At 40.3% G+C, this 21,895-nt stretch carries 23 protein-coding genes; 8 read left to right on the top strand and 15 right to left on the bottom strand.

Annotation, left to right across the window (positions count from 1 at the left end; translation table 11 throughout):
* Positions 1-3 precede the first annotated feature (3 nt).
* Positions 4-333: a hypothetical protein gene (locus AC3CH4_RS19350; protein WP_260811323.1), complete on the top strand. Its 330-nt coding sequence runs from the start codon at positions 4-6 to the stop codon at positions 331-333.
* A gap of 22 nt (positions 334-355) precedes the next feature.
* Here the strand turns inward: AC3CH4_RS19350 and AC3CH4_RS19345 are convergent, their stop codons facing one another.
* Positions 356-787 carry a TetR family transcriptional regulator gene (locus tag AC3CH4_RS19345; protein ID WP_488544321.1) on the bottom strand — a complete coding sequence of 144 codons (432 nt, stop codon included), beginning with the start codon at positions 785-787 and terminating at the stop codon, positions 356-358.
* Positions 788-1,363: 576 nt separating this feature from the next.
* Positions 1,364-1,600: a hypothetical protein gene (locus AC3CH4_RS19340; protein ID WP_488544320.1), complete on the bottom strand. Its 237-nt coding sequence runs from the start codon at positions 1,598-1,600 to the stop codon at positions 1,364-1,366.
* A gap of 23 nt (positions 1,601-1,623) precedes the next feature.
* Here AC3CH4_RS19340 and AC3CH4_RS19335 point away from each other — a divergent pair, with 23 nt between their 5' ends.
* On the top strand, positions 1,624-1,767 hold the full coding sequence (locus AC3CH4_RS19335; RefSeq protein WP_488544319.1) for a hypothetical protein: 144 nt from the start codon (positions 1,624-1,626) through the stop codon (positions 1,765-1,767).
* Positions 1,768-2,074: 307 nt separating this feature from the next.
* Here the strand turns inward: AC3CH4_RS19335 and AC3CH4_RS19330 are convergent, their stop codons facing one another.
* Complete coding sequence (locus AC3CH4_RS19330; protein ID WP_488544318.1) at positions 2,075-2,539, bottom strand: DUF2846 domain-containing protein; 465 nt, start codon at positions 2,537-2,539, stop codon at positions 2,075-2,077.
* 616 nt (positions 2,540-3,155) lie between these two features.
* Between AC3CH4_RS19330 and AC3CH4_RS19325 the strand changes: the two genes are divergently transcribed.
* Together AC3CH4_RS19325 and AC3CH4_RS19320 are read left to right on the top strand one after the other, a co-directional pair.
* Positions 3,156-3,875 (top strand): substrate-binding periplasmic protein, encoded by a 720-nt coding sequence (locus AC3CH4_RS19325; RefSeq protein ID WP_488544317.1) that lies wholly within the window; start codon positions 3,156-3,158, stop codon positions 3,873-3,875.
* A gap of 3 nt (positions 3,876-3,878) precedes the next feature.
* Positions 3,879-6,083: an HD-GYP domain-containing protein gene (locus AC3CH4_RS19320; protein ID WP_488544316.1), complete on the top strand. Its 2,205-nt coding sequence runs from the start codon at positions 3,879-3,881 to the stop codon at positions 6,081-6,083.
* Positions 6,084-6,346: 263 nt separating this feature from the next.
* On the opposite strand, the gene AC3CH4_RS19315 is transcribed toward AC3CH4_RS19320, so the two are convergent.
* The 11 genes from AC3CH4_RS19315 to AC3CH4_RS19265 form a co-directional block, all read right to left on the bottom strand.
* Complete coding sequence (locus AC3CH4_RS19315) at positions 6,347-6,787, bottom strand: TetR family transcriptional regulator (protein ID WP_474356841.1); 441 nt, start codon at positions 6,785-6,787, stop codon at positions 6,347-6,349.
* Positions 6,788-7,206: 419 nt separating this feature from the next.
* The gene (locus AC3CH4_RS19310; protein ID WP_488544315.1) at positions 7,207-9,027 is read right to left on the bottom strand and encodes a hypothetical protein; all 1,821 of its coding nucleotides are present in this window, start codon (positions 9,025-9,027) and stop codon (positions 7,207-7,209) included.
* Positions 9,028-9,663: 636 nt separating this feature from the next.
* A complete protein-coding gene (locus tag AC3CH4_RS19305) occupies positions 9,664-10,827 on the bottom strand; it encodes a GGDEF domain-containing protein (protein ID WP_488544314.1) in 1,164 nt (387 codons plus the stop codon).
* A gap of 164 nt (positions 10,828-10,991) precedes the next feature.
* Positions 10,992-11,549 carry a prepilin-type N-terminal cleavage/methylation domain-containing protein gene (locus tag AC3CH4_RS19300; RefSeq protein ID WP_488544313.1) on the bottom strand — a complete coding sequence of 186 codons (558 nt, stop codon included), beginning with the start codon at positions 11,547-11,549 and terminating at the stop codon, positions 10,992-10,994.
* Positions 11,542-11,751, bottom strand: coding sequence for a hypothetical protein (locus AC3CH4_RS19295; RefSeq protein WP_114635717.1), 210 nt, complete (start codon positions 11,749-11,751; stop codon positions 11,542-11,544). Before AC3CH4_RS19295 ends, AC3CH4_RS19300 begins: the two co-directional genes overlap by 8 nt.
* A 224-nt stretch (positions 11,752-11,975) precedes the next feature.
* On the bottom strand, positions 11,976-12,764 hold the full coding sequence (locus AC3CH4_RS19290) for a phospholipase A (RefSeq protein ID WP_488544312.1): 789 nt from the start codon (positions 12,762-12,764) through the stop codon (positions 11,976-11,978).
* A 415-nt stretch (positions 12,765-13,179) separates the two neighbouring features.
* On the bottom strand, positions 13,180-13,482 hold the full coding sequence (locus AC3CH4_RS19285; protein WP_488544311.1) for a hypothetical protein: 303 nt from the start codon (positions 13,480-13,482) through the stop codon (positions 13,180-13,182).
* Positions 13,483-13,485: 3 nt separating this feature from the next.
* Complete coding sequence (locus AC3CH4_RS19280; protein ID WP_488544310.1) at positions 13,486-13,731, bottom strand: carbon storage regulator; 246 nt, start codon at positions 13,729-13,731, stop codon at positions 13,486-13,488.
* A 520-nt stretch (positions 13,732-14,251) separates the two neighbouring features.
* A complete protein-coding gene (locus AC3CH4_RS19275; protein WP_488544360.1) occupies positions 14,252-14,398 on the bottom strand; it encodes a ParB family protein in 147 nt (48 codons plus the stop codon).
* A 114-nt stretch (positions 14,399-14,512) separates the two neighbouring features.
* Positions 14,513-15,076 carry a hypothetical protein gene (locus tag AC3CH4_RS19270; protein ID WP_488544309.1) on the bottom strand — a complete coding sequence of 188 codons (564 nt, stop codon included), beginning with the start codon at positions 15,074-15,076 and terminating at the stop codon, positions 14,513-14,515.
* On the bottom strand, positions 15,054-15,797 hold the full coding sequence (locus AC3CH4_RS19265; RefSeq protein WP_488544308.1) for a hypothetical protein: 744 nt from the start codon (positions 15,795-15,797) through the stop codon (positions 15,054-15,056). Before AC3CH4_RS19265 ends, AC3CH4_RS19270 begins: the two co-directional genes overlap by 23 nt.
* Positions 15,798-16,379: 582 nt before the next feature.
* Between AC3CH4_RS19265 and AC3CH4_RS19260 the strand changes: the two genes are divergently transcribed.
* From AC3CH4_RS19260 to AC3CH4_RS19250, 3 genes are all read left to right on the top strand, one after another.
* Complete coding sequence (locus AC3CH4_RS19260; RefSeq protein ID WP_488544307.1) at positions 16,380-17,354, top strand: DUF2860 domain-containing protein; 975 nt, start codon at positions 16,380-16,382, stop codon at positions 17,352-17,354.
* Positions 17,355-17,363: 9 nt separating this feature from the next.
* Entirely contained in the window at positions 17,364-18,569 is a 1,206-nt protein-coding gene (locus AC3CH4_RS19255; RefSeq protein ID WP_488544306.1) for an alpha/beta hydrolase, read from the top strand.
* An 872-nt stretch (positions 18,570-19,441) separates the two neighbouring features.
* Positions 19,442-19,993 (top strand): VRR-NUC domain-containing protein, encoded by a 552-nt coding sequence (locus tag AC3CH4_RS19250; RefSeq protein ID WP_488544305.1) that lies wholly within the window; start codon positions 19,442-19,444, stop codon positions 19,991-19,993.
* Positions 19,994-20,015: 22 nt separating this feature from the next.
* On the opposite strand, the gene AC3CH4_RS19245 is transcribed toward AC3CH4_RS19250, so the two are convergent.
* Positions 20,016-20,972, bottom strand: coding sequence for an IS110 family RNA-guided transposase (locus AC3CH4_RS19245; RefSeq protein WP_488543432.1), 957 nt, complete (start codon positions 20,970-20,972; stop codon positions 20,016-20,018).
* Positions 20,973-21,329: 357 nt separating this feature from the next.
* Here AC3CH4_RS19245 and AC3CH4_RS19240 point away from each other — a divergent pair, with 357 nt between their 5' ends.
* Positions 21,330-21,860 (top strand): RIP homotypic interaction motif-containing protein, encoded by a 531-nt coding sequence (locus tag AC3CH4_RS19240; RefSeq protein WP_488544304.1) that lies wholly within the window; start codon positions 21,330-21,332, stop codon positions 21,858-21,860.
* The last annotated feature ends 35 nt before the right edge of the window (positions 21,861-21,895 follow it).

Genomic DNA, 21,895 nt, shown 5'->3' with positions numbered 1-21,895 from the left:
TCGATGTTTGACCTAAACTCTGGCCACCCTGAGTTCTTGAGCTTTTCGATTTGTGACAGCTCATGTCAGCATTTACTTCACTATTTTGCGAGAATTGGAGGTGTCTCTGCAGAAGTATTGACTTTCATGGCTGACACTCACGGAATCAAAGATGGTCAAGTGGGGATTACGCTCAACAAAGACGATCTAATTAAAGCCCTAGAACAGGTCATAAAGATAATCAAGGACTCTGCGGCCCATAAGCATAGACACGAGAAGCTCGAGAGTTACTTGGAAAATATAACGAAGAAAACAGCGAGTGACGAAACGTTTTACGTTCATCGTTGCGACTAGAGAACGCAACCAATGACAAATATTATGAGAGCGTATAGGTTGCGTACCCTATACATTTAAAAACGCACTCTTCTGCTTCTTTTTTTGGCGCTTCAATTTTATTGACTAACCCATCAATACCTTTACGGGATGGAATGATAGGCCCGCACGCTTTAACTGCTGCTCTAAAATTAGTGTCACTATCTAGAGTTTGCGTCCATGACTTATAAAATGTGTCGGTCGAACTAAAATCTAGTGGTGCTACTAGCATCTTTGCAAAAATAGGTTCAAGAACTTTGATGAGGTCTTCTTTCTTTTTAAAGTGGCAATTCACCCCTGAACGAGTAATGCCAACGATCTTGGCAAGTTCACCCAATGTGACGAACTCAAAACTCTTCTCGATTGATATTTTAAAAGCGGCATCTATTATTTTCTGGCGTGTAATTGCTGCTTCTGCTTGGGTAGATTTGGCCATGATTCGACATTTTTAAGAAATGATATCTATGCTACATCAAATAGATAAATGGGTGAAGCCTATTGCAAATAAGTAGGCTCGATCTACTCAAATAGAATACCTCTCGCCTTACCAAGTCTATGAATTATTGCTTTCATCAGCTTTTCTCCAACTGCGACTACTTTGATAAATGAGTTTAGGTTTTAATTTCCCCCTCCCCCGCTCTTAAAGGAGTCTTTTTACGTAAACCTATAGAACTAATTCAAGAATCTACGACCTGATCCGCTCCATTCACTTTACATCGCTGCCTATAATTAAGCCTTCTTACAAAACGTCCAACTGGAAACGACACAATTCAGACATATAAAACCCTGTAAGCTTATTCAGCGTTTTGATCATGGCGTAAGTTTCGCCTACCTGTGCATTAAATCTCTTAAGCTTAATCGTCCCTCTAATAACTTCTGGCCTCGAGGGATTGTGAACGTACCTAATCAGATTGATTTAGCATGGTTGAATTAATCAACAAAACCATTAATAGCAGGTGGTTGTAGCATAACTACCTGTACCAGTAGTAAAGCAGTTTGTAGGTCTACTTTGTTATAATTGTTGGTTCAGATCTCTCCATGCTTGTGCATTACTATCCGCTTGGTGTCGAGCATCAGTACGGTGAGTGTTGGCTTCACTTATTGCTAATAGCAAGTCAACGCAATCTTTTCTACTTGGTTCGAATACACTATAAACTTCGTAGGTGTTTTGAATTTCTTGTGTGTCCACTTTACTCCAAGTGGTTTTAGCGTATTCAGCGGTAAGCTTGGCATCAGCATATGTGCTCATACTTATTTGATTAGTAGCCAGGCATGTTTCATGCAAAAGCATATATTCGACCAATACTTTTAGCTGCTTCACTTGTCATTGGAGTCTTTGATATACAAGCAGTTAATGCTAACGAGATTGGTACAAGTGCGATTAGTTCTATCTTTATTGAGTTAGTAGATAAATAAAAAATATCTTTGAAACAAACGTACCAATGAATACAGATGTTGCTGCGACAAAGAACTTCTTCCAACTATCAGTTCTTTCGGTTGTGAAGTAATGCGCAGTTACCATACTTACAAATATTGACTTAACACCAATTATCATAAGTATGATGCTGAGGAAGCTTTTAGTTTTCTTCATGGTTCATTTTATTCGTTAATTAATCGTACTGTCCGTTGGGTATAAACAATAACTTAGGTACGTACCCTTACCTTTCGACAGCACAATCACATGTAGAGTTTTTTACATAAATACTTGTTACAACAACCTAGGTTACATCGACGTACATGTACCTTTTATGGCCATGTTTGTTTTTTTTACTTCAACTTTACCTTTTACTTCTTCAACAAGTTCCACATTTGCACCACCAACGAAAGCCCCCATTTTGAGATATTGATTAACAAAATATAACCGTCCTTCTTCAGTAAATATCGTCAGCTCATTTGCAGAAAACTCTGATTCTGTGCCTACCACATGAGTTTGATTACCTTCAACTTCATGATAAAAAAAGACTCCTGGAGCTGTTTCACCAATGCATTTGGAATCAATATAAACATCTTTTTTAAGAGCTGCCCCGACAGGAGAACTAACCCTGTAAACATAAATACCCGCACTCCCCTTTTCTGGCGATTCAAACTTTTTAGCTTGGTTGGATTTTTCTACACCAACCGTAGGAACAGATGCACAGCCGGACAAAACCAAAAGAAGCATCGATAATATTATTATCCTAATTTTCAAAACATTAACCTATTATAAAACTAAATAAACGATATAGATGTCACCGCACTTTATTTGGCGGTGTTAATCAATAAAAAAATTGACGCATAGGGTTACTGCCACATAAAGTGCAGTGAACCTTATGTGGCGATATTACACTTATTTGCCGATTCGGGTCAAGGAGGTGCATGTACTCATAAACAGAAAAATGCACTCTTCAGTTCGGGGGGGTTTGGCCGTGATTCGACTTTATGAAGAAGTCGTACCTATTTTCTTCAGTATGATCAGGAGATTAGAAAAGTCGAATAGTTGAAAAATAAGGTTTAATTACCTTTATTTTCTGGGTGAGATCGTTTGTCAGAGAAAGTGACGTTTCGACTTTTGGTCTTTGTTGTTACGTTTATTGATGAGTGTTATCAAGCTATATCTTATTTATAGTAATGAAGTTAATGGCTTTTTCCATAATCTCATTAATACGACGAAAAGAGATTAAGTGAATTAAACTCAGTTAATTTCCCCTTGATACTAGAAATTAGAGTGCAATATCCGCTATTATCGCGTTGGAGATTTATATGTAGTCATGGGTAATCGTGCTACATCACTTGTTTCGAGTGCTTACTACAAAGAGAACATGATAATGAGAACATCTAAGGCGTTATTTTGGGGGTTATTGTTCTGTAACGGAGCTTACCCAATAACGTTAGACGTCGGATTGATGGATGCAGATCGTCCTCCTTACTTTGTTCGGCCCACTGACCATTTTTCGGTATCGGGCATGTATATCGATATTCTTGATGAAATCGCTCAACAAACAGGGTTAGAGTTTAATTATAATTTTCTGCCACAAAAAAGAATAAGAGCATACATTAAAATTGGTTTGTTGGATGTCGAGCCCGGTATTGACCCTCAGTGGCGAACTCAAAAAGGAGAGATGGAAACCACAGTTTACTCCGAGCCATTATTTGAATCCGCTGAAGTACTTGTCTATAACCCAAGTAAGTTTCCTGCACCACCAAGTCATGAAGAGTTGATGCAATATAAACCCTGTAAGGTGTTGGGGTTCAACAGCGTGAAAGATGCCAATGCAAAAGAGTTTGCATTTACTTCAGAAGAACAGATTATCGAGCTTATTAAATTACAGCGATGCGACTGGGCTGTTTTTCCTATTGATGTCCTCAACAGTCACCCCTCTTTCGGAAAGTTGAAGTACACAGATCCCGTCGCGACGTATTCACTGTCATTAAGACTGAATAAAGAACACGCCCACCAACTTATCCCTATCAATACCGCTATTCGAGAAATGAAAGCCAGCGGCAAACTCGATGCAATTATTCGTTCTTACGAACATGGGCACTAAAACATGAACAAACGACTAATAGCATGTTTATTTGTATTCTCTGTACTTTTTCCAAAACACGGCTTTTCTGCGATTAGTGAGGAAGTTAGAGAAGTAACAGGTGGGCAGCTCTCTGTGGCTACGGACGCAGGGAGAATGGCCTTGGAGTTATCTGAGCTAACCTCTACAGATTTGTATCACTTAGATGAAGAGCAGCTAGATCAAACGATACTTGTTATGTTGCGAACAAATCCGCGTCTCAAGGCTGTAAAGGTGGTCGATTATGCCACTCAAGAAGTTGTTACATCATTTTATCGAAATAAATCAGATAACCTCGTTCGAGGTTCGTTTCCACAATCCTTTAAGTATTACCAAATCGCCAAAGCCGTTATCTCGCACCAGGATGACATTATCGGTCTTGTTGAAATACGATTTCAATCAAAGGAAGAAGCCATCAGGGTGGATGCTTTATCGAAAAATCTGTTCATTTTGTTGATTGCCTGCTTTGTTTTTTTTCTTCTACTGGTTGTGATTTTTAGGCTTCTATCTAAAAATATTCGAGGAAATATATACTTAACGTTTGGTACCCATAAATTTGCAAAACTGATCTTCGGTGCAATATCTATTTTTGTACTGATAAGTCTCGCCAGCAGTTGGTTAATACTTGAACGCAACAAGTCTAATATTATGCAACGATCTGCCGATTCTTTTCATCAGCACTTAGGGTCATTAGAGCGAACCCTCACTAATCTACACAATATTAGAGAAAAAACACTTCGTCATATCCTAGGAAAGAGTGAGTTTCAACATAACTTTTATGGGATATCGAATGCAATTGTGAGCTCGGATGTACTAGCTGAGCGTTATTATCGCCATGAGATGGACAATTTTTGGTCAAAATATAGGGATTTTAGTGGGAGTGGTACAAAAATCATTGTGACGCCGAATCTTAATATTATTTATTCGCAAGGCGCTACTTTGGATATCAGTGATATTCCTTCTCATGGTTCTGGTAGATTAGCTCAAGCGTTAAGCGGTCACTCTGAACTGCTTCCTATTGACGTTAGTTATGACTCTGAAACGGGTTCTACCGACTATCGCCTGATTTTTGCGACACCGGTTTTTGATACGTTGACAGATGTGGTGATTGCGGTGGTTCTGATTGAAATCGATGAAACAGATATTGCTTATACTGATCTCAGTATGTACGACTTTTCTCGCAGTGGGGAAATGATGATCTTTGATCGTGACAGTCAGATTTTGTCAAAACCGAGGTTTCTATTAGACCCAACGAGCATCGTTAAGGATCATCTCTTTATTAAAAATTTATTGGGGAAACTTGAGAGGCAAGGCTTTGATAATGATCTAGCGGGCGTTCATAAACTCATAGATTATCGTGGGCAAGAAACTTACGCCATGCTTAACTGGAACGCAGACTTAAATGTCGCTTTGGTTGTTAAAATGGACATCGATGAAATGCTAGATGACTATTATCAGTTTAGAAAAGGGCTATTCTTTGTTGTTTTGCTAATGGTGGCGTTTACGATCCCTTGTTTGCTCTTTACTTTGTATGCGGGAAATTTGACTAACCAGAGGTTGAAAGAATCGCGACGCGAAATTATCAACCGGTTGGGGCATGCTGCAGAATTTAAAGACAACGAAACAGCTCTGCATATCTTCCGTATGAGCCGTTATTCCGAGGTGTTGGCTCGGAATCTAAAAATGCCTAAAGATTGGGTCGACCTCATCTGTGACGCGGCACCAATGCATGACATTGGCAAGATTGGTGTACCCGATAACATCCTTCAAAAACCAGGTAAACTGACTCCCGAAGAGTGGGAGATAATGAAAAAACACCCTAAGTTTGGAGCTGATATTATAGGTAACCACAGTGACTCTAAATTGTTGAACACCGCGAGAGAAATTGCGTTGTATCACCACGAAAAATGGAATGGTACAGGTTACCCAGAAGGTCTCTCTGGTGAGGATATTCCGTTAGTGGCGAGAATTGTGTCAATTGCCGATGTGTTTGATGCACTAACCAGCTCTCGACCATATAAGAGAGCATGGTCCTTTGATGAAGCCGTAAGCTTGATAATAGAAGAGTCTGGGAGGCATTTCGATCCTAAACTGGTTAAGGTTTTTATTGAGTCTTTGCCTGAGTTTAAGTACGTGATGCATACGTATAGAGACGATAGCCTTAACGATAAGTCGTCAGAGAACGGATAACTATTAGGTGGGAGCTTGGAAATAAAACCATGTAACACGCACTACCAAGACGAATCATTTCAACGGAAATCGGCAGTATCTGCGTTCGTTACGTTCAAGATATTGTTGTTAAGGCTAGAGAGAAGAAAATTAATTCCCAAAACGAGTTATCCATCGAAGACAACCACAAGGTATTCGAGTTAATCCTTAAACAGCCCAGTAGGAGTCTCTTTGTTTGAGGTTTGAAAGCATAACGTTTAATGCCTGGCAACATTAGGGAGTTCCTACTTTGCATTCCCTACATGTATGACCGCATAACCTATGGCCATGTAGGTTGTTTTAATTATTTCTTCTTCTTCTCCTTGGATCTTTTTAATCAAGCTAGCAGTGCCTGTTTTCCCATCAATCACGTTTTCAAGATTGGCGATTAAATTTCGAAACATACGATCGTTATCGACCGCATTACGCCATGATAGGAAGAAATTGTCGGGGGACGAAAAGTCTAAAGCTTGCTCTACCCGCTCCGCCAAAATCGGACGAATCTCGCTCATTAGATCTTCTTTCTTTTTAAAGTGACAATTAATACCAGAACGGCTAATTTCGGCCTTCTTTGCAATATTTGCAAATGTCAGGTGGTCGCTGCCTTCAAGAGTGATGATTTTAATAGCAGAGTCGATTATACGTTGGCGGGTTTGTTTAGCCACTGCTTGGCTTACTCTAGGCATCTTACTTTCCTTGGGGTTGTCTGATATATCAATCTCATAATACACCACTATATACGCTTTTCTTACAAATCTACTTATCTGTCCGTTATTTAAATCACTTATAAATATTGAAGTTAAAATTAATAAAATCAATATTAGACAGTAACTTATGATAAAAATACAGATAAAATTTAAGCGTAACATTTGAGCACAATATGAGGGTAAAATAAAGTGTCCTATACGTTATTTTAATGTTGTTCAGCATGTTAGGAAGGGAATTACACAGTTTCTGCGTATTTTCTGTCTACCATTATGATACTGTCACAAAAATCGAGTTCTTTGCTGCACTTGCACACAAAAAAGCCTCCGGTATGGAGGCTTGTTTATTCAATACGTTATCGGTGTGAGTAACGGTCGTCTTATCCTAATTGAATAACGTGTTATTCTTCGAACGTATACCCGACACTAATACTTCGACCATACTCGTCAAACGTAACTAATGTAGCTCGCTCAATCCCATTGAACGTTGACGCACTGACAGATGTCCTTCCGTCAGGAACTGCCACTCGTTGAGTCCCAAGTTGACCAATCTCTTGAACCCATACATCGATATCAGTCGCTAGTTTAGACTCTCGAGTCCAGCTCATATAGAAATCACCGCTACTCGTACGGCTGTCGGTCAGCTCAGCAATGTATTTGCTCATATCATCACTCGATTGCTTTCCCTTACCAATAGATATTTGTTCGTTGGTGTCTGGTGATCCGTCTTTATATTTGTATGTGACTTCGTATTTCGCGTTGTCATTAATCACTGAGTTAGGGGCAACTTTATAGCCATCAATCACTAAACTGTATGGCATAAACGAATTAACCCCTCGTGCCTCACCGTAATTACTATCAACAAGGTGACATCCAGTGATTTTTCCGTTGGTCACTTCTTTATAAATACTATCCAAGTTAATGTTGCCATCAATGCCATCCCCAGAAACAGTGACCGTTTCTAATTCCATGTAGTCCGAAATCTTTACGAGTTTTGGAATACCCGCAAACCACGAAGTATTGTCATAATCAGACGGAATCTTGCCACAAACGGTGTTTGCATCCGGAAAGGCATCTACTTCAATCGCCCAGTTACCTTGAGTACGGTCGTGTGGGTTAAAGAATCCCGCTTTAATGATTGCTGATACGCTTACAGGTAGCTTATCTTTACGACCCATAAACTGAATCTGACCATCACTACTCTTAGCAAACCATGCTTTTGCACGACCACATGTTGCAAAAGGAGAATCTTGATAGCACTCAGTGTAAGCCAGTTGATAAGAGTCATCATCGGCAACTTCTTGTATCACAAAGTCACGATAGCGGTTCATCGGGTCTGTTTCATTAGGGAGCATGGATTTGAGTTGCTCAAACATACCTTCCTTTGGTTGCCCAAACCAAAACGCATCCTCGTGAACGTACTTTAAGTACTCATCCTTTGTTTCTTGCATAACCATAGATTCAAGAATACTGTCAGCTGCAACGATGTAGGTAAGCGGCTCTTTGACATCTTCAGGCCCTAATTCGACTGCGCCGTTATGAAAAGATTTATTGCTCCAGCTTTCATTCCAAGTCAGCGTTACTGAGTAGTCTGTATCGCCTTTATAGGTCAGCGTTGCTCCGATATTAGAAATCGTAATGTCGACTAAATCCAAAATAGCATCGATATCTTGGTAGTTAGCCTCAAACTCTGAACTTATAAGATCAAAATCGTCAGCAATATTCGCACCATCAAGAAGCGGTTTGAGAACTTGTTTCAGTTCTTGCTGTGCAGATTGGAGAGCTTCAATAGTTAGCTCTGCTTTGTATGTGTTGAAATCAGAGTAAACTTCATCTGCGGGTTTACCTGTCATCTTCGAGATCAAGATGTGTGTGAAAGGGGTAATGTTCGATACGCCAATCTCTTGATGATTAGTTAAGATAAGAGAGTAGATCTCATGACTGCCTCCTCCAGCTGCTCCCACAGCTTTAACAATGGCAGGGGCTGCGATGCTGCTTTTCTCAAACTTAAAATTGCCGCCTTCTACTGCCGCGTATTCTTGCGTTGTTCCATTCGTATCTAAAACTGTTATCTCACCATAGATAGGCGCACCGGTAGCCGCAACGCCAGTTACAATCGTTGGAGCAGGAGTTGGAGCTGGAGAGGTCGAGTGCTTCTCATCGCCAGAGCCACAGCCAACGAGGGCCGTGGTAAGCATTACGGATAAAATTGTCTTGTTCATTTTTATGTTTCTTTTGGTTTTGCGAGTAATACATGTTTGTAAGAGTGCATCTTACCTTAAAATAAAGGACATTGGACTTTATTTTTTAGCAATTACCATGAGTTTTTCGGTTGGTTAGCTAACCATACCTATCCTTTTTCTGAGTTATAAATTATTAAATTAAGCAAAAACAACTACCTTAGAACCCGATACATACTTGGCTTAGGGTACTTAGTCGTATTTGATAACGATGATTTTGAAGAATGAATGATACCCATAGCTAATATCGTGACCGTCAGATGTACTAGGTATTGAAGTCTAGCTGTCGTAATCCGGATTAACGCTCCAGCTTGGTAAGGATTGAAGAAGATGTAAGTTAGAGCCGATTGAACGTACTCTTCAGAATATTTGATGACAGCCGATGATTCTTTCGTATTGTCTAGTGTGTTTGCGTAAGGGGCGACAGGGAGTTGCGGATAAAAACTTGTTCAATAGGATCGTAAGGGCATAATTAAAGTAATAAACTCAACAAACATTTTATACGTTGTTCCGATGGCTGTAGTATCGGTCAATAGTCTTACCTATATACAATTGTCCGTTATAATCGTTGAGTGTGGAGCCTTCCAATCTTAAGGGCGGTTTTTCTAATACTTGATTTCACGTTGTTATATCTACCGTTTTCAATTGCGTATTTGAACGGCAAAGTATGCACTCTTCCAAGCAAACAACATACTGATCTCGCCCAGCAACTTTTGCCTTATACATAGCTTTATCCGCTCGTTGGTAGATCGATTCAAAATCATCTTTCGGCCCGAATTCCGCAATGCCAACACTGACGGTAACGTGATCTGATATAGATGATTTGGGGTGCTTAATGCAAGTTTTTGCAAGTGCCATTTGAATGTTTTGAACAACGCATATTGCTTGGTTGGCCGATGTCACAGGCATAATGAGGGCAAACTCTTCACCGCCAATCCTGCATACGTTATCAATAGAGCGTTGACACTGAGAGCGTAAAATTGCAGCGACGTTCTTAAGACATAAGTCCCCTGCTGGATGCCCCTTCGAATCGTTGTATTGCTTAAAAAAATCAATATCTATGATCGCTATAGATAGCTCAGAATGAGATCTTCTCGCATTATCAATGGCCTTTTTGAGCTCTGAGTTAAACCCTTTCCTGTTCTTAACCCTAGTAAGTTCATCTAAATGTGAGTTTCTTTCAAGCCTCTGTATTTTAGATACTTTTTCTAGAAACTTTTCTTCTACAAACTCAAATAACTTCCCAATTGTCGCGTAAAACACAACCAATAAAATAGGGAATTTTATGCCACTTATTACGATATCTATCAATTCAACCTTTGGGGTCATTGATGTTAAATAGATATAGAAAGTGACAATCGGTAACGTGCCAATGGCAAGTACATACCGACTGGAATTCCAGCTCATTAACATAATAAGAAAAGATATGAGTAGTATTTTCTTTCCATCGTCAGGTGAAAAATATGCAATAGTTACAATATTAGCTAACAGAATCGAACTAACGCTGATAAATAATGCCGCAGCTCCTAACAGCGGATAGCGAGACTTCATTTTTTTTGAAAAGAAGATAGACAAACAGGCGCAAAGTAACAGTAGCAAGCTCAACACTAAACTTGAAAAGTGCTCAGGCGACACACTACGAGGATCAATTACAACATAATAACCAACGGCAGAACACAGTAATACTTGAGTCGATATTACCCATATAGAACCATAATCTACGATTTTATATCGAATTTTATCAGAAATGGATTTGATGCTTATATCGACTTTTTGTTTCATGATTAACGCTTAATTTGGGTTACTTTATCATTGTGCAACGGTACGTAAAAAATGATGATAATGGACAATGACCATTAATTCATTGTTTTTTAATAAAAAGTAGACAGCATCTTCTTTTTGTACATTTTTACTAGTAAAAATAGTGACATATCACAACAAGTACATTACTCGCACCCCACCAATTCGATTATTGGTGGCTCATTAGCATTAAGCCACATCGCATACAGCACGTGACAGCTTCCATCAACCAACTTATTGTCATTGATGTTTTTGGCATCAGTTATCGCTATCTGCATTGCTAACTTACCATCGATGTTGACGAACTGTTTATCGAGGTCAGCAAAATTCAAGTCTTCACCCTCACCAACACCACCAATCACAATAGCGAGAGACTCCCGCCTCGCACTTGGGTAGCCACGATAAAATGCACAGTTAGCGGTAGTGCAGTCGGGGAATATATCAGTTAGGTCTGGATAGTTTGGATCGAGACCACTTGGCTGTCCTGTATAAGTTTTGGTTTCTAGTCCATTCGCTGCCAATTTTCCATAAGCTATGCTTACTCCACCACTCAATGAACCTTTAACGCCATCCATGACAGCGACTTTCGCGTCATCTTGAATATTTAGAAAGCGCGGCAGAGCTGACACGGCTAGCACTGCAAGAACTACGATTACTACAATCAATTCGATTAACGTGAAGCCATTATTTTTTTGTTTAAACATAAATGTTAACCCCATTCATTTTCTTAGCCACTTCCGCGCCCTCGATGCGCTTCAGAACTACGCCGTTGTTGGTCTTAACCTCAATCTGGCTTTGCCCGTTAACCCTCGCTGTTAAGCCTTGATTTTTAAGAGCGCCGTTCATAAAGCTGGTTGCGTTCTTAATGTCTTGCTGAATGCTCGGTTTATGGATATTTAATTTCAAAAGCGCCAAATCCTTATTACTTCCCCCGTTTGGGAGTTTTTAAATTTCGCAGTCAAAAGAATGCGCTCCCACCAATTTCGGTGTATTCGTTCAATGCTCAACGTTTCTCAAACCTTTGGTCGTCACGGTTGGATACAAACTCGTGGATCTTCCCGTTCTGTAAGTAGTCAATTGCTTGGTCTATCGACCATAGTGGGGTGAAGCCATTCCGTTACTTTGTGTGTTTACAAAATCTTGAGATCCGGCGCTATGGTCACACCTAATCCAATTCTTGTTTGACGGTGGTTGTAATCGATAAGCGACTCGCCATAACCTTCGAACACTTGCGCATATAGGCCAATGAACTTGTTAAGAGGAAGTGTGTACCCCAATTCAACATGGCCCTTATCAGTAGTGAAGTTGTACGCCGACTTGATCTTTATGTAGCCAATGCCTGAGTGGTATTTCGCCCAAACCTCATAGGGAGGTATAAAGTCTTTAATATCCGGGTTATCACTAAGACTTGCCGCATACCAACCTTGTAATCCGTATTCGAGCTTTGTATTCACTAGCTCTAGAGCTAAGAAACCCATATCCCAGGAGCGGCTTGTACCCTCATCCTTGCCGTTGGATTGGTGGCGGTATCCATACTCGATGCTATTGAATGGACCGTAGTTCCCCTGGTGCATCATGAATAGTTGGGGCTTGTAATTGGTTTCACGAAACGGTGCTGAAGCTTCTTTGTTACCAAGTTGCCATAATGACAATTGTGTATAGCTAGCCATTAGCGAACTGTACTTTAGTTGCACTACAGGTATAGATAGTGAGAATTGGTATTTGATCTCCATTTCCTTAAGCTCATCCATATCGCTACCATAGGCCTCGTCATAAACTGCTTGGTTTATATCCGTGGTGTACGTCTGCATGACGTAAGTGTCGTCATAGATGCTCACACCTTTGTTAGATTTTGCATTTACTTGGCTTGCTACCAGGCAAAGAAAAGGAACGGTGATTGCGACTGTTAGTTTTTTCATTTGTGAACTTGCCAACTTGATAATAATTTTGGTGAATGGTGTTCCCTTACCATCCTGTTGTTGTTACCAGCAGTCGTCGACATCGAAGCTAACCGTGCTCACGTCTGCGTTCTTGTGACTGCCACTAACCAGATAACTCTCTGTTGAGATTGGAATAGATAAAGCGCTAGTGATAAATACGGTTATTTTTACATAAACCCCAACTTAAGGTTCGCTGCACTTTAAATAGCCAAATAAAAAAGGAGTTACCGGCCACTTAAGGAATTGTTGCAACTCACATAAGCGCTTTTTCCATTCTAGTGTCTGTTGTTGTTCTCAATGTTTAATTTGATAAATCGGTAAAGCGCTACAATAGATAAGATAACGATTACGCCCACTGTCATGTTTAGCGCTAATAGGCATTCATATAGTGTCATTAAAGGTACTTATCCCTGATGATGCCGCACATAATCGCTAGCTCTAACTTGTTGGTGTCATCCAAGCGGCGAAATTCCTTCTTTTGAGCCTTTTTCATTTGGTTTTTCCACCACTCGCCTTTTTTACCAACTTTGTACTTTTCAATAACTGCAAAGTTAGCTCCAGCTTTTTCACCGCCATCAAGCTCTCCAGCCAAGTGACAGGCTGTTATTTGAGCGAATGTTTTACCTGCGTTTGCTGGTGCGCCAGCATTAGCAGACATTGGCGCCATAATGGCAAGTGCGATAAGTCGCTTTTTCATTTTTCATCTCTTTGATTTAATAGCCAAAGGGCCGGAGTCTCTATTGGGGAAAGCGTTATTATTTAATGCTTCCGTTTGTTCTGACGTCATGGTTTCGGTGCGATAGATCTTGCTTTTTTCGCAGTCACTGCTGATACCAAGGCCAACCTGTCCACTGCTCATCTTGCACACTGTTACTTCCATTACGATTGTGCCGTTTTCGTCAGTGATGGTTAGAGATTGGCCAACCTTTCGAGTGAGTCTTAACATTGCTTTTCTTCTCGTTTTACCGTGTGTATTCCAATAGTTTCTAGTTGAATTAATAGTTATTCACTGCTGTTCATCTAGCACGACTTTCATGTAACCACTTGTAATGGAATGTAATTACTGCCAGATAGAGCAAACCCAAACGGAATCTAATAGGTCGCAATAGCACAAAAACGTTTCTTGACCCCGCCGATAGATATTTTCATTCACTATTTTTTATTAGTTAAAATGGCTTATATCGTGCCAGATTTAAATAAAGTGCACTGCACTTTATTTAAGGGCGATAATAAACCCTTAAACCATAAATGGTCAAACTTATTTTCGTTGACTCAAATTTATTTCGACATAAAGTGATTGAAGGAAAAATTGGTTAGTACGATGGTTAAATGTTCATGACCACTAAGCAATAGATTATGAAAAAGCCAACCAATTATAAGCATTTATATGTATATTTATTGTAATAGGTTCTGTTGCATCATCTCGTCGTCTGTAAAATCTCACTTAATGGCACAACCCATAAAACTTAGACAAATTGGACGATTTCATCGTACACCTCGACAGGCAATCGACTTAGCTCAACCATAAGTCCTCGCTTGTCGCTGCTACGAGAGACTTTTGCGTATTGGTTCTGGTCATCAAACGTCGCCAGCGGTTCAGTTTCCCAAGAGATCTAAGCCTTCCCTTTTGAAAGCTTAGATTCAATCGTCTCTGACATCTTCCCCTTGAATACTCGGAAAATTGTCGCAAACAGCGTCTAAAGTCCAGACACGCAAAAAAGTGCCGCCTACACTCTGCCAGAGGTAAACATGATTAACTCAGCAACACGAACAGGCGTAACGGCATAACCAATATGTTGTTCAAACTGACTGGTTAATTTCACGAATTCATCATCACGAGTCAATTGTTCACACAAACTCATGTAACTCCGGTAATTGGGAATACTGTTAAGTTGAGAGCTACTTTTAGAGCCTAAAAGCCAAAGGCTGACACGACTATCCCATATCGGATAAATGGCGGGATTTACGAAGTGCAGTAACTTAGAAGTACCAACTAAAGAGTTGTTTACAACCGCAACAATGGCTTTGAAGTCCTCATCAGTTAGAACTTCTCCACCTTTTGCTTTATTCAAAGCCTTAAGTGCAGGTTCAAAATTAGTTGACTTGATTTTCAGTATGGTTGGCATCCATCCATAAACCATGTTGCTGCCAACAATTAACTCTGGTAAGCCTATGTTTGACTTGTTGGCGAAGAAGTCAACAAAGTATGGGTACTCCAACTGATAGGTATCGTCATGTGGGATGCTAAATAGGCAATGACCTGTTTGCTTAACATCTGCGGTCGTTTTCATCATTTTTCATTACTCTGTATTTTACGTCATTCAATATGCACGCTATATCACCAATAGTTGTGCATTCGTAGTAACTGCCTACTTCGGTCTCTATACATTCAAACGAGCAGGCATCATCACTGTCAACCACACTCACGCCTGTGAGCTTGGCTAAATCAAACATGATCAAGGTCGCAATAACCACACCACTGTCAGATATTCCACCTTCACCATCTGGCGTAGTGAATAAACGCCCTCCCCCCAGGTCACCGGTAATGTAATGTTCCACATCATCGATGAGCTTGGAGCCTAAGTGAAAGGTTCCCTTCGGCGCCGAGGCGTAATAATCAAAGAACGTCAATAAGCACTGCTCAACGTTATTGTTGGAATCCGTTAGATCAAAAGCTGGGCAATTAGACATCAATCGCTCTGTCTCTGTTTGGCAATCTACAGCTTCATCTTCATCTTCATCTTCATCTTCCAAACAAGGGAGGATCGGCTGACCCGGTTGAACAAGAACACGCAGTAGAGCAGGCTCTTCGTAAACACCAAAAGAGTAATCTTCCGTTTCTGCGCAGATGTGCTCTTGTATTATCCAACCAATATCAACATCTTTAGGCTTTTCAGTTTTTTCAATACCGGGAAGCGCTTGTTTAAGCTGCACGTAAAGCGCATCTCGTAACTTTTCAGAGGCCGAATTAGGCTCGACCTTAGTCCAAGATTTCAAATCGTGATAAATCAAACACAGGAGTTCCTCCGGTGAAAGTACTCTGTTTGCCCGAAATTCTTCGTGCGCTTCAGAGGTTCCTGTATTGAAGGGCTTCAGTGATTCCAATAATTCATTAAGCTCGTTCAACTATAATCCCCATCAACATAAAGTGCATTGCACCTTATAATAATGTTTTTTTTAGAGCAAGGCGTATTTAAAAAACAAGCAACTAAATAAAAACCCCAGAGGGGAAAAATGGTAAATCGAGACAACCTAAGTCAAGAAAAATGCTTAGTCGTATTAGCTGTCTCAACTGGAAGTACGAGGTTAGTCAGAATGAAAGTTGCCTAATTGGCCTCAACAGTTAGACAACTAAACCGAAGAAGCAATAGAAACATAACTGCCCACTTATGGGGACAATGGAGGTTGTTTTGATATAACGCAGTTAACTAGGTGCCTTTTATCCGAAAAGTTGCGATGGACATTTTTATGGTGATGTCACTTTTAATGAGTCATCAGATGCGCTTAATTTCACTTATTTTTCACAACACGTTGCCTATCATTACCAACTTAAAATGCATTGCACTTTACTTTGAAGGGGATAGAAAAGAACGTATGAAAAAACTAATTTTGACGGCTATTGCACTGTCAGTATCTTTTGCGGTTAACGCAAACGAGCTTGGTGAATCTGGATTCAGTGGCGAGGTGTCAGGTCTAATTGGAATGACCTCTGAAACATCAAACTTCAATACCGATACAAAGAAAAAAACGGGCGACTTGAATACCAAAGGGGAATCGGAGTCGGGGTTGGCTGCCGCTCCTCTTGGGCAAATTCGTTACACATTCGGTTTGGACAACAATCACCAAGTGTTTGCTGGTACATCTAGAGAAGATGTGGCAGTCGGTGATTTCGTTTTAGAGCTAGGCTACAAGCACGGCTTTGGTGAAAACTCATCTATTGCATTTTCTTATCTACCATCTTTAGGTGGCGAAACATGGGCAGACCCATTTATTGTTGGTGATGACCGCGAGGTGACCGATTTCTCAAGTAGTGCTTATCGCGCAAAGTACGACAACATTTTAGATTCAAATTTTTCTGCGGACTTTGCCTATTACACAATTGAACTTGATGAAGAAAGTTCAGGTTCTTTCCAAACTGGCTCAGCCATTAAATCCTTGGATAGAAATGGCGATGGCATCTATTCAAAGATTTCATACACTCATCAGTTAAGTTCCAATTCGATCCTTGAACCTTCTCTATTGTATAAAACATTCTCTGCCGATGGTGACGCGATGTCTAATACCGAGTTTGGCACTGAGCTAACGTACAAAGCATTCTATGGTCGCCACGCTTTCGCTCTATCAGGAAAATACAGTTCAGTCAGCTTCGATGGTACGCACGCCTTTTTTAATAAAAAACAAAAAGACCGTAAAATTGGGGCTTTTACTGCATACGAGTTTGACAAATTAATGGGCTGGGAGAATGTTTCATTCAACGCGCTTGCAGGCTACGACGTGACAACATCAAACATCGAGTTTTACGAGAAGTCTGAGCTCATTATTGGTGTTGGCGCGACATATAAGTTCTAGGAGATCGATATGAAGAAACTTCTACTCGCTAGCCTTATCTCTTGCGCGGCAGCGGCACCGGTGTTTGCGGAAGATGACAATATGACAGCACATACCGCTTTTAAGTCGGATTTATCGCAAAACCAAGACCACTTTTACCGCTCTCTTCGTGTTGATGAATGGGAAAAAATGGGATTAGAAAAGGCCGATTTTACGTCTACTGTGAAGCGTCTTAAATCGAACACAGCAGATGGATTGCTAGACAGTAACAATGAGAATAGACAAGGTTTCTGGACTTACGAATTTACCCAGTCGGCAGAAGCCATTGAGGTTCAAGCTCGTCTGGATAATCTAGCGGAGAGTTACGATCGAGCATCAACGGCTTATCTGGTTGCTGCTTACCCAAACCTTCAACGCCCTAATGAAATTGTCGCAATGGAAAAAGCGGTCGAAATGTACCTAACAGCTGCAGCAATGCGCGGTGAAAAGGTGCACAAGGTTATGATGAAGAGAGAGGACGGACGAAGCATCGTTGGTCTTTTACACCTTCCAACGACAAGGTCCAATAACTTGCCTGCAATAATGTGGTCGGGCGGCGTTGATAAAACACTAATCGAACACAAACACAGTATTAAACCGTTAATCGACAAAGGCTATGCCGTATTAACGTTTGATATCCCAGGTGCAGGCCTAGATTATAAAAACCATATAGAAGTTGGTTATGAGCGGGCTTCCCATGTCGCGGCATTTAACTTCCTTAGTTCAAATAAAATTGTGGATAGCACTCGTATCGGAGTTTTAGGCTCCTCTGGCGCTGGCCCATCTCTTTTGGATTTTGCGCTTAATCAGGAAGGCTTAAAGGCCGTTGTTGCTCGATGCGCATTAGTCGATGGACCAATCGGCAAAACTGAAACACTTAAGTTTATCCCTCGAATGTCATCAGATTCTTTCATTGCGAGAATTGGTGGCGATGTTTCAGATATGTCTTACTTCGAACTGATGGCTCCTCAGTTTTCTCTCAACAACAAAGGGCTGTTTGATGGAAAGGCGAGAATTGATGTGCCTCTTCTTGCTATCAACACAAAAAAAGACCCTGTTGCGATGCCAGATGATGTGAAGAAAACCGCTGCACTATCTAGCAAGGGAGAAGTCTATATATCTGATGAATTTGGTCACTGTCCAGATAGTAAAGATGCCAGCGACAGAGTCATTCAGTTCTTATCTGACAACATCTAACCTAACGCTAAGATGAAAAGCCTTCCATGGCATTATGTACTGTGGAGGGCCTTTTGAAATGTTATTTGTTACTGGAGGGTTCGGAAGAAATGAGCCTGAATAGATCGAGTATCCATTTTAAAACAAGGCATTAACTAACATCGCAACCTGCGCATCGCAAGTTGCGATGTCACCAGTAAATACCGAAAATCAGCTTTAGTCAGAGTCTAGAATTTGTGATTACTTGTCGAGACAGTTGCTAATCCTTAGCATTATAAATGCCCCTTTCGTGTCAGAGCAAAAAAGGGACCTGACCCCATTTATATCTTTGATCCAGCGTAGATATCATTTCTTAATATGTCGAATCATGGCCAAATCTACTCAAACTGAGCAGCAGTTAAAGCGTGCGGACCTATCACTCCATCCCGCAAAGGGCTAGATGGGCTAATAAACAAAATAAAAGCGCTGAAGAATGAGACTGAATAGTGTGTTTTCAAGTGTATCGGATACGCGACCTACACGCTCTCGTAGCCAACGTTAGACCGAATTTACATCTTCTAGATATGCTTTTTTCTTACCAATTACCTTGACCTAAATTGGTTAATAAGAGTAAGATTCACCATAAAGTGCACCGCACTTTATAGGTATGGCCGGTTATGTTGTTCAACTATTTCTAAGCTATTGAATAGTAGAGAACTAAAGGGAGGTTTTTGATTGATAACATGCCTCGAATCGGGAACAGTTTGTGCTTGCACGCTTTTCAACTATAGATTAGATCTAAAATAAATTATATGTATATTTTTCAATTGGTTAGGCGTGGTTCTTTAGGTGTTCTGAATGCACCAACTCGTATTGGCACGATATTAGAATGTTAGTTGCTAGAAGGAAATCTGATGAAGTTGGTACTAAAAGAAACCGTATTCACATATCCCAAAGCGCTGTTAGATGCATGGAAAGAAGGTGATAAAGATTGGATTCCAGATTCATTGTTCGTACCGAAAGATGTTTATAACCAACCTAATTATCATTTTGGAGAGTACTACGCTTTAAAAAAATATCTTGAACAAGGTTGGCAGGGTACAGCATTTTACGCGTTGGGTGACTGGGAACTAAATAATGATAAGTATGTTCAAGGGCGTGCAATGATCGCCAAGTATATTGACCCTATTAGGTTGGCAATGTTCAAGTCTTTAAGAGAGGACTTAACTTCAGGAGAGCCTGATTTGTTTCTATATAAAGATGACGGTTCAGTTTTGTTCGTCGAAGTTAAGAAACAATCAGACCGCATATCTAAATCACAGCTAATTTGTATGGAGCAAATTACGTCTATTTTAGCCTGTGATGTTGCAGTGGCTTATCTTGCCGAAGAAAATCAGGTGTATAAACCTAAATCTTATGAACTGAATGTGTTTTCTGTTCCGAAAACGTGGCTAGAACGCAACTAACAAACGACTATGGCGTCAATGATTAATTTTTGGCTGTGTTTTCATCCCACATGGCGCCATCTCTCAGCATAGAGTTAAGGGTCACAACCATCTTTCGAACACACGCGATTATTGCGACTTTCTTAGGCTTTCCTGCAGCTACAAGTCGAGCATAAGTTGCTTTGAATACGGGGTTACATTGCATGGCTGACATCATTGCCATATATAACACTGTGCGTACTTGCGCTCGACCGCCTTGGATCACGCGCTTACCTTTGTAGCGCCCACTTTCGCGTGTTATTGGAGCGACACCAATCAGTGATGCCGCTTGTTTATTTGTGATGTAGCCAAGTTCAGGTACGTTGCTAATGATTGATGCTGCGGCAATGTTTCCTATTCCTGGAACGCTCTGCAATATTGTGTTTTTAGCCTGGTATTCAGGGCTATCTTCAATGAGTTTAACGAGCTTTTCTTCTAACTTGGTGATTTGATTTTTTATCGTGGTTAGCACCGGTTTGATAGTCGGATGGAGAGAAGCGGGAAGTATCTGGATTCGGTTCTTTTCCATTGTTTGCATGGATAACAACTGGTTTCGGCGAGTGACTAAGTCACTCATTAGGCGAATGTTTTTTGGCTTTATGACAGTAAGAACTGGTTTGATTGCTTCTCCATAGTGAGCGATCAACTCTGCATCTAAACGATCATTTTTGGCTCTGCGGCCAATAGCTCCAGCGAATCGTTTTATGTGGACAGGGTTTGCTCTGACAATAGGTAATTTAGCCTCTGCACATGCAAGAACAAAAGGCATTTCTAATCGGCCTGTTGCTTCAATAACTATACGTTCAGGATTATGACTTTTAATCGTTTTGAGTGCTTTCTTGATGCCTTTATCATTGTTCTCTACTGAGAAAAATAGATCTAGTGGCCTGATGTGGATGTCTAATTGTGTTTTTCCGGTATCAACTCCAACGTTGATGCTTTGATTGATTTTGGTATTCATAATAAGCTAACTCATGCTTGCGTAATGCGGGTTCGAGACCCAGTCGACTATTCGAGGTTTATGCTTGAAGTCCTATGTAGCGTTCATGTTTGTTATCGGTCTCTCGATAGAGGAGCCAGCGTTTAAACGAACTGCTACATAGAAAGCTTTAGTTGCAGCTAAAGCCTGGGTCTCACATTACCCGATTGGAGTGCTTATTATCCATACAAAGCGTTTAAGACAGATTCGCAACGCTTGGCATTTTCAATTCAAGTGAGTTTTGTGTTTACGATGTAATGGTTTAGTAAGGTGGTAATGTTGCTCACTACTTAACGCGGCGTTAGCACAAAATTATTTGTTGTTGGTTAAGGAGGTAAAATGAATCCATTTTCACGTATGCTAAATGATACGGTTTATATTGAAAATACGAATGGTGAACGCTCAAAGGCTTATAAAACGGCTATAGGTTCAAAAGGTGGCCTTTCTGCGACTATTTTTGATAAATCAATTGATGTTGAAGAAGGTTGGAAGTTAATTAGAGATTTACCAAATGGTAAGGATGAAACGTATACAATTACAGAAACCAATTATAGTCCAGGGTTACACTCAATTCCTGCTAGTTGGAAGTTGAAGTTGCGTAAGGATAATTCACTAATTTCTAATAAAGCCCCAATCCAAAAAAATACAACGATTAATATTAGCAATTCTTCAGGAATTCAAGTCGGTGATAATAATACACAGAATATTGAAGTTGGAATCAAAGATTTGATTGAACAAATTAATGCCTCTGATGTAGATGATACTGATAAGAAACAAGCTAAAATTATATTGAAGCAACTTATTGATAATCAAGTTGTTGCTGGTGTTTTAGGAGGGGCAGCATCGAGTTTAGTTGGTTTACTCGGCTAATCGTGCTAACAAATGCATCAACACGATTTGCTACA

Source organism: Vibrio sp. QJM3NY_26, from assembly GCF_057786005.1.
Note: the sequence above shows the minus strand (reverse complement) of the source record. Positions and strands in the feature narration are given on the sequence as shown.

Excerpts from the sequence above, each read along its gene's own strand:
- AC3CH4_RS19325 (WP_488544317.1), top strand. The coding sequence starts at position 3,156 with ATGAGAACATCTAAGGCGTTATTTTGGGGGTTATTGTTCTGTAACGGA.
- AC3CH4_RS19280 (WP_488544310.1), bottom strand. The coding sequence starts at position 13,731 with ATGTTAAGACTCACTCGAAAGGTTGGCCAATCTCTAACCATCACTGAC.
- AC3CH4_RS19290 (WP_488544312.1), bottom strand. The coding sequence starts at position 12,764 with ATGAAAAAACTAACAGTCGCAATCACCGTTCCTTTTCTTTGCCTGGTA.
- AC3CH4_RS19315 (WP_474356841.1), bottom strand. The coding sequence starts at position 6,787 with ATGCCTAGAGTAAGCCAAGCAGTGGCTAAACAAACCCGCCAACGTATA.
- AC3CH4_RS19340 (WP_488544320.1), bottom strand. The coding sequence starts at position 1,600 with ATGAGCACATATGCTGATGCCAAGCTTACCGCTGAATACGCTAAAACC.
- AC3CH4_RS19310 (WP_488544315.1), bottom strand. The coding sequence starts at position 9,027 with ATGAACAAGACAATTTTATCCGTAATGCTTACCACGGCCCTCGTTGGC.
- AC3CH4_RS19285 (WP_488544311.1), bottom strand. The coding sequence starts at position 13,482 with ATGAAAAAGCGACTTATCGCACTTGCCATTATGGCGCCAATGTCTGCT.
- AC3CH4_RS19350 (WP_260811323.1), top strand. The coding sequence starts at position 4 with ATGTTTGACCTAAACTCTGGCCACCCTGAGTTCTTGAGCTTTTCGATT.
- AC3CH4_RS19245 (WP_488543432.1), bottom strand. The coding sequence starts at position 20,972 with ATGAATACCAAAATCAATCAAAGCATCAACGTTGGAGTTGATACCGGA.
- AC3CH4_RS19345 (WP_488544321.1), bottom strand. The coding sequence starts at position 787 with ATGGCCAAATCTACCCAAGCAGAAGCAGCAATTACACGCCAGAAAATA.
- AC3CH4_RS19305 (WP_488544314.1), bottom strand. The coding sequence starts at position 10,827 with ATGAAACAAAAAGTCGATATAAGCATCAAATCCATTTCTGATAAAATT.
- AC3CH4_RS19240 (WP_488544304.1), top strand. The coding sequence starts at position 21,330 with ATGAATCCATTTTCACGTATGCTAAATGATACGGTTTATATTGAAAAT.
- AC3CH4_RS19255 (WP_488544306.1), top strand. The coding sequence starts at position 17,364 with ATGAAGAAACTTCTACTCGCTAGCCTTATCTCTTGCGCGGCAGCGGCA.
- AC3CH4_RS19300 (WP_488544313.1), bottom strand. The coding sequence starts at position 11,549 with ATGTTTAAACAAAAAAATAATGGCTTCACGTTAATCGAATTGATTGTA.
- AC3CH4_RS19250 (WP_488544305.1), top strand. The coding sequence starts at position 19,442 with ATGAAGTTGGTACTAAAAGAAACCGTATTCACATATCCCAAAGCGCTG.
- AC3CH4_RS19320 (WP_488544316.1), top strand. The coding sequence starts at position 3,879 with ATGAACAAACGACTAATAGCATGTTTATTTGTATTCTCTGTACTTTTT.
- AC3CH4_RS19270 (WP_488544309.1), bottom strand. The coding sequence starts at position 15,076 with ATGAAAACGACCGCAGATGTTAAGCAAACAGGTCATTGCCTATTTAGC.
- AC3CH4_RS19260 (WP_488544307.1), top strand. The coding sequence starts at position 16,380 with ATGAAAAAACTAATTTTGACGGCTATTGCACTGTCAGTATCTTTTGCG.
- AC3CH4_RS19335 (WP_488544319.1), top strand. The coding sequence starts at position 1,624 with ATGTTTCATGCAAAAGCATATATTCGACCAATACTTTTAGCTGCTTCA.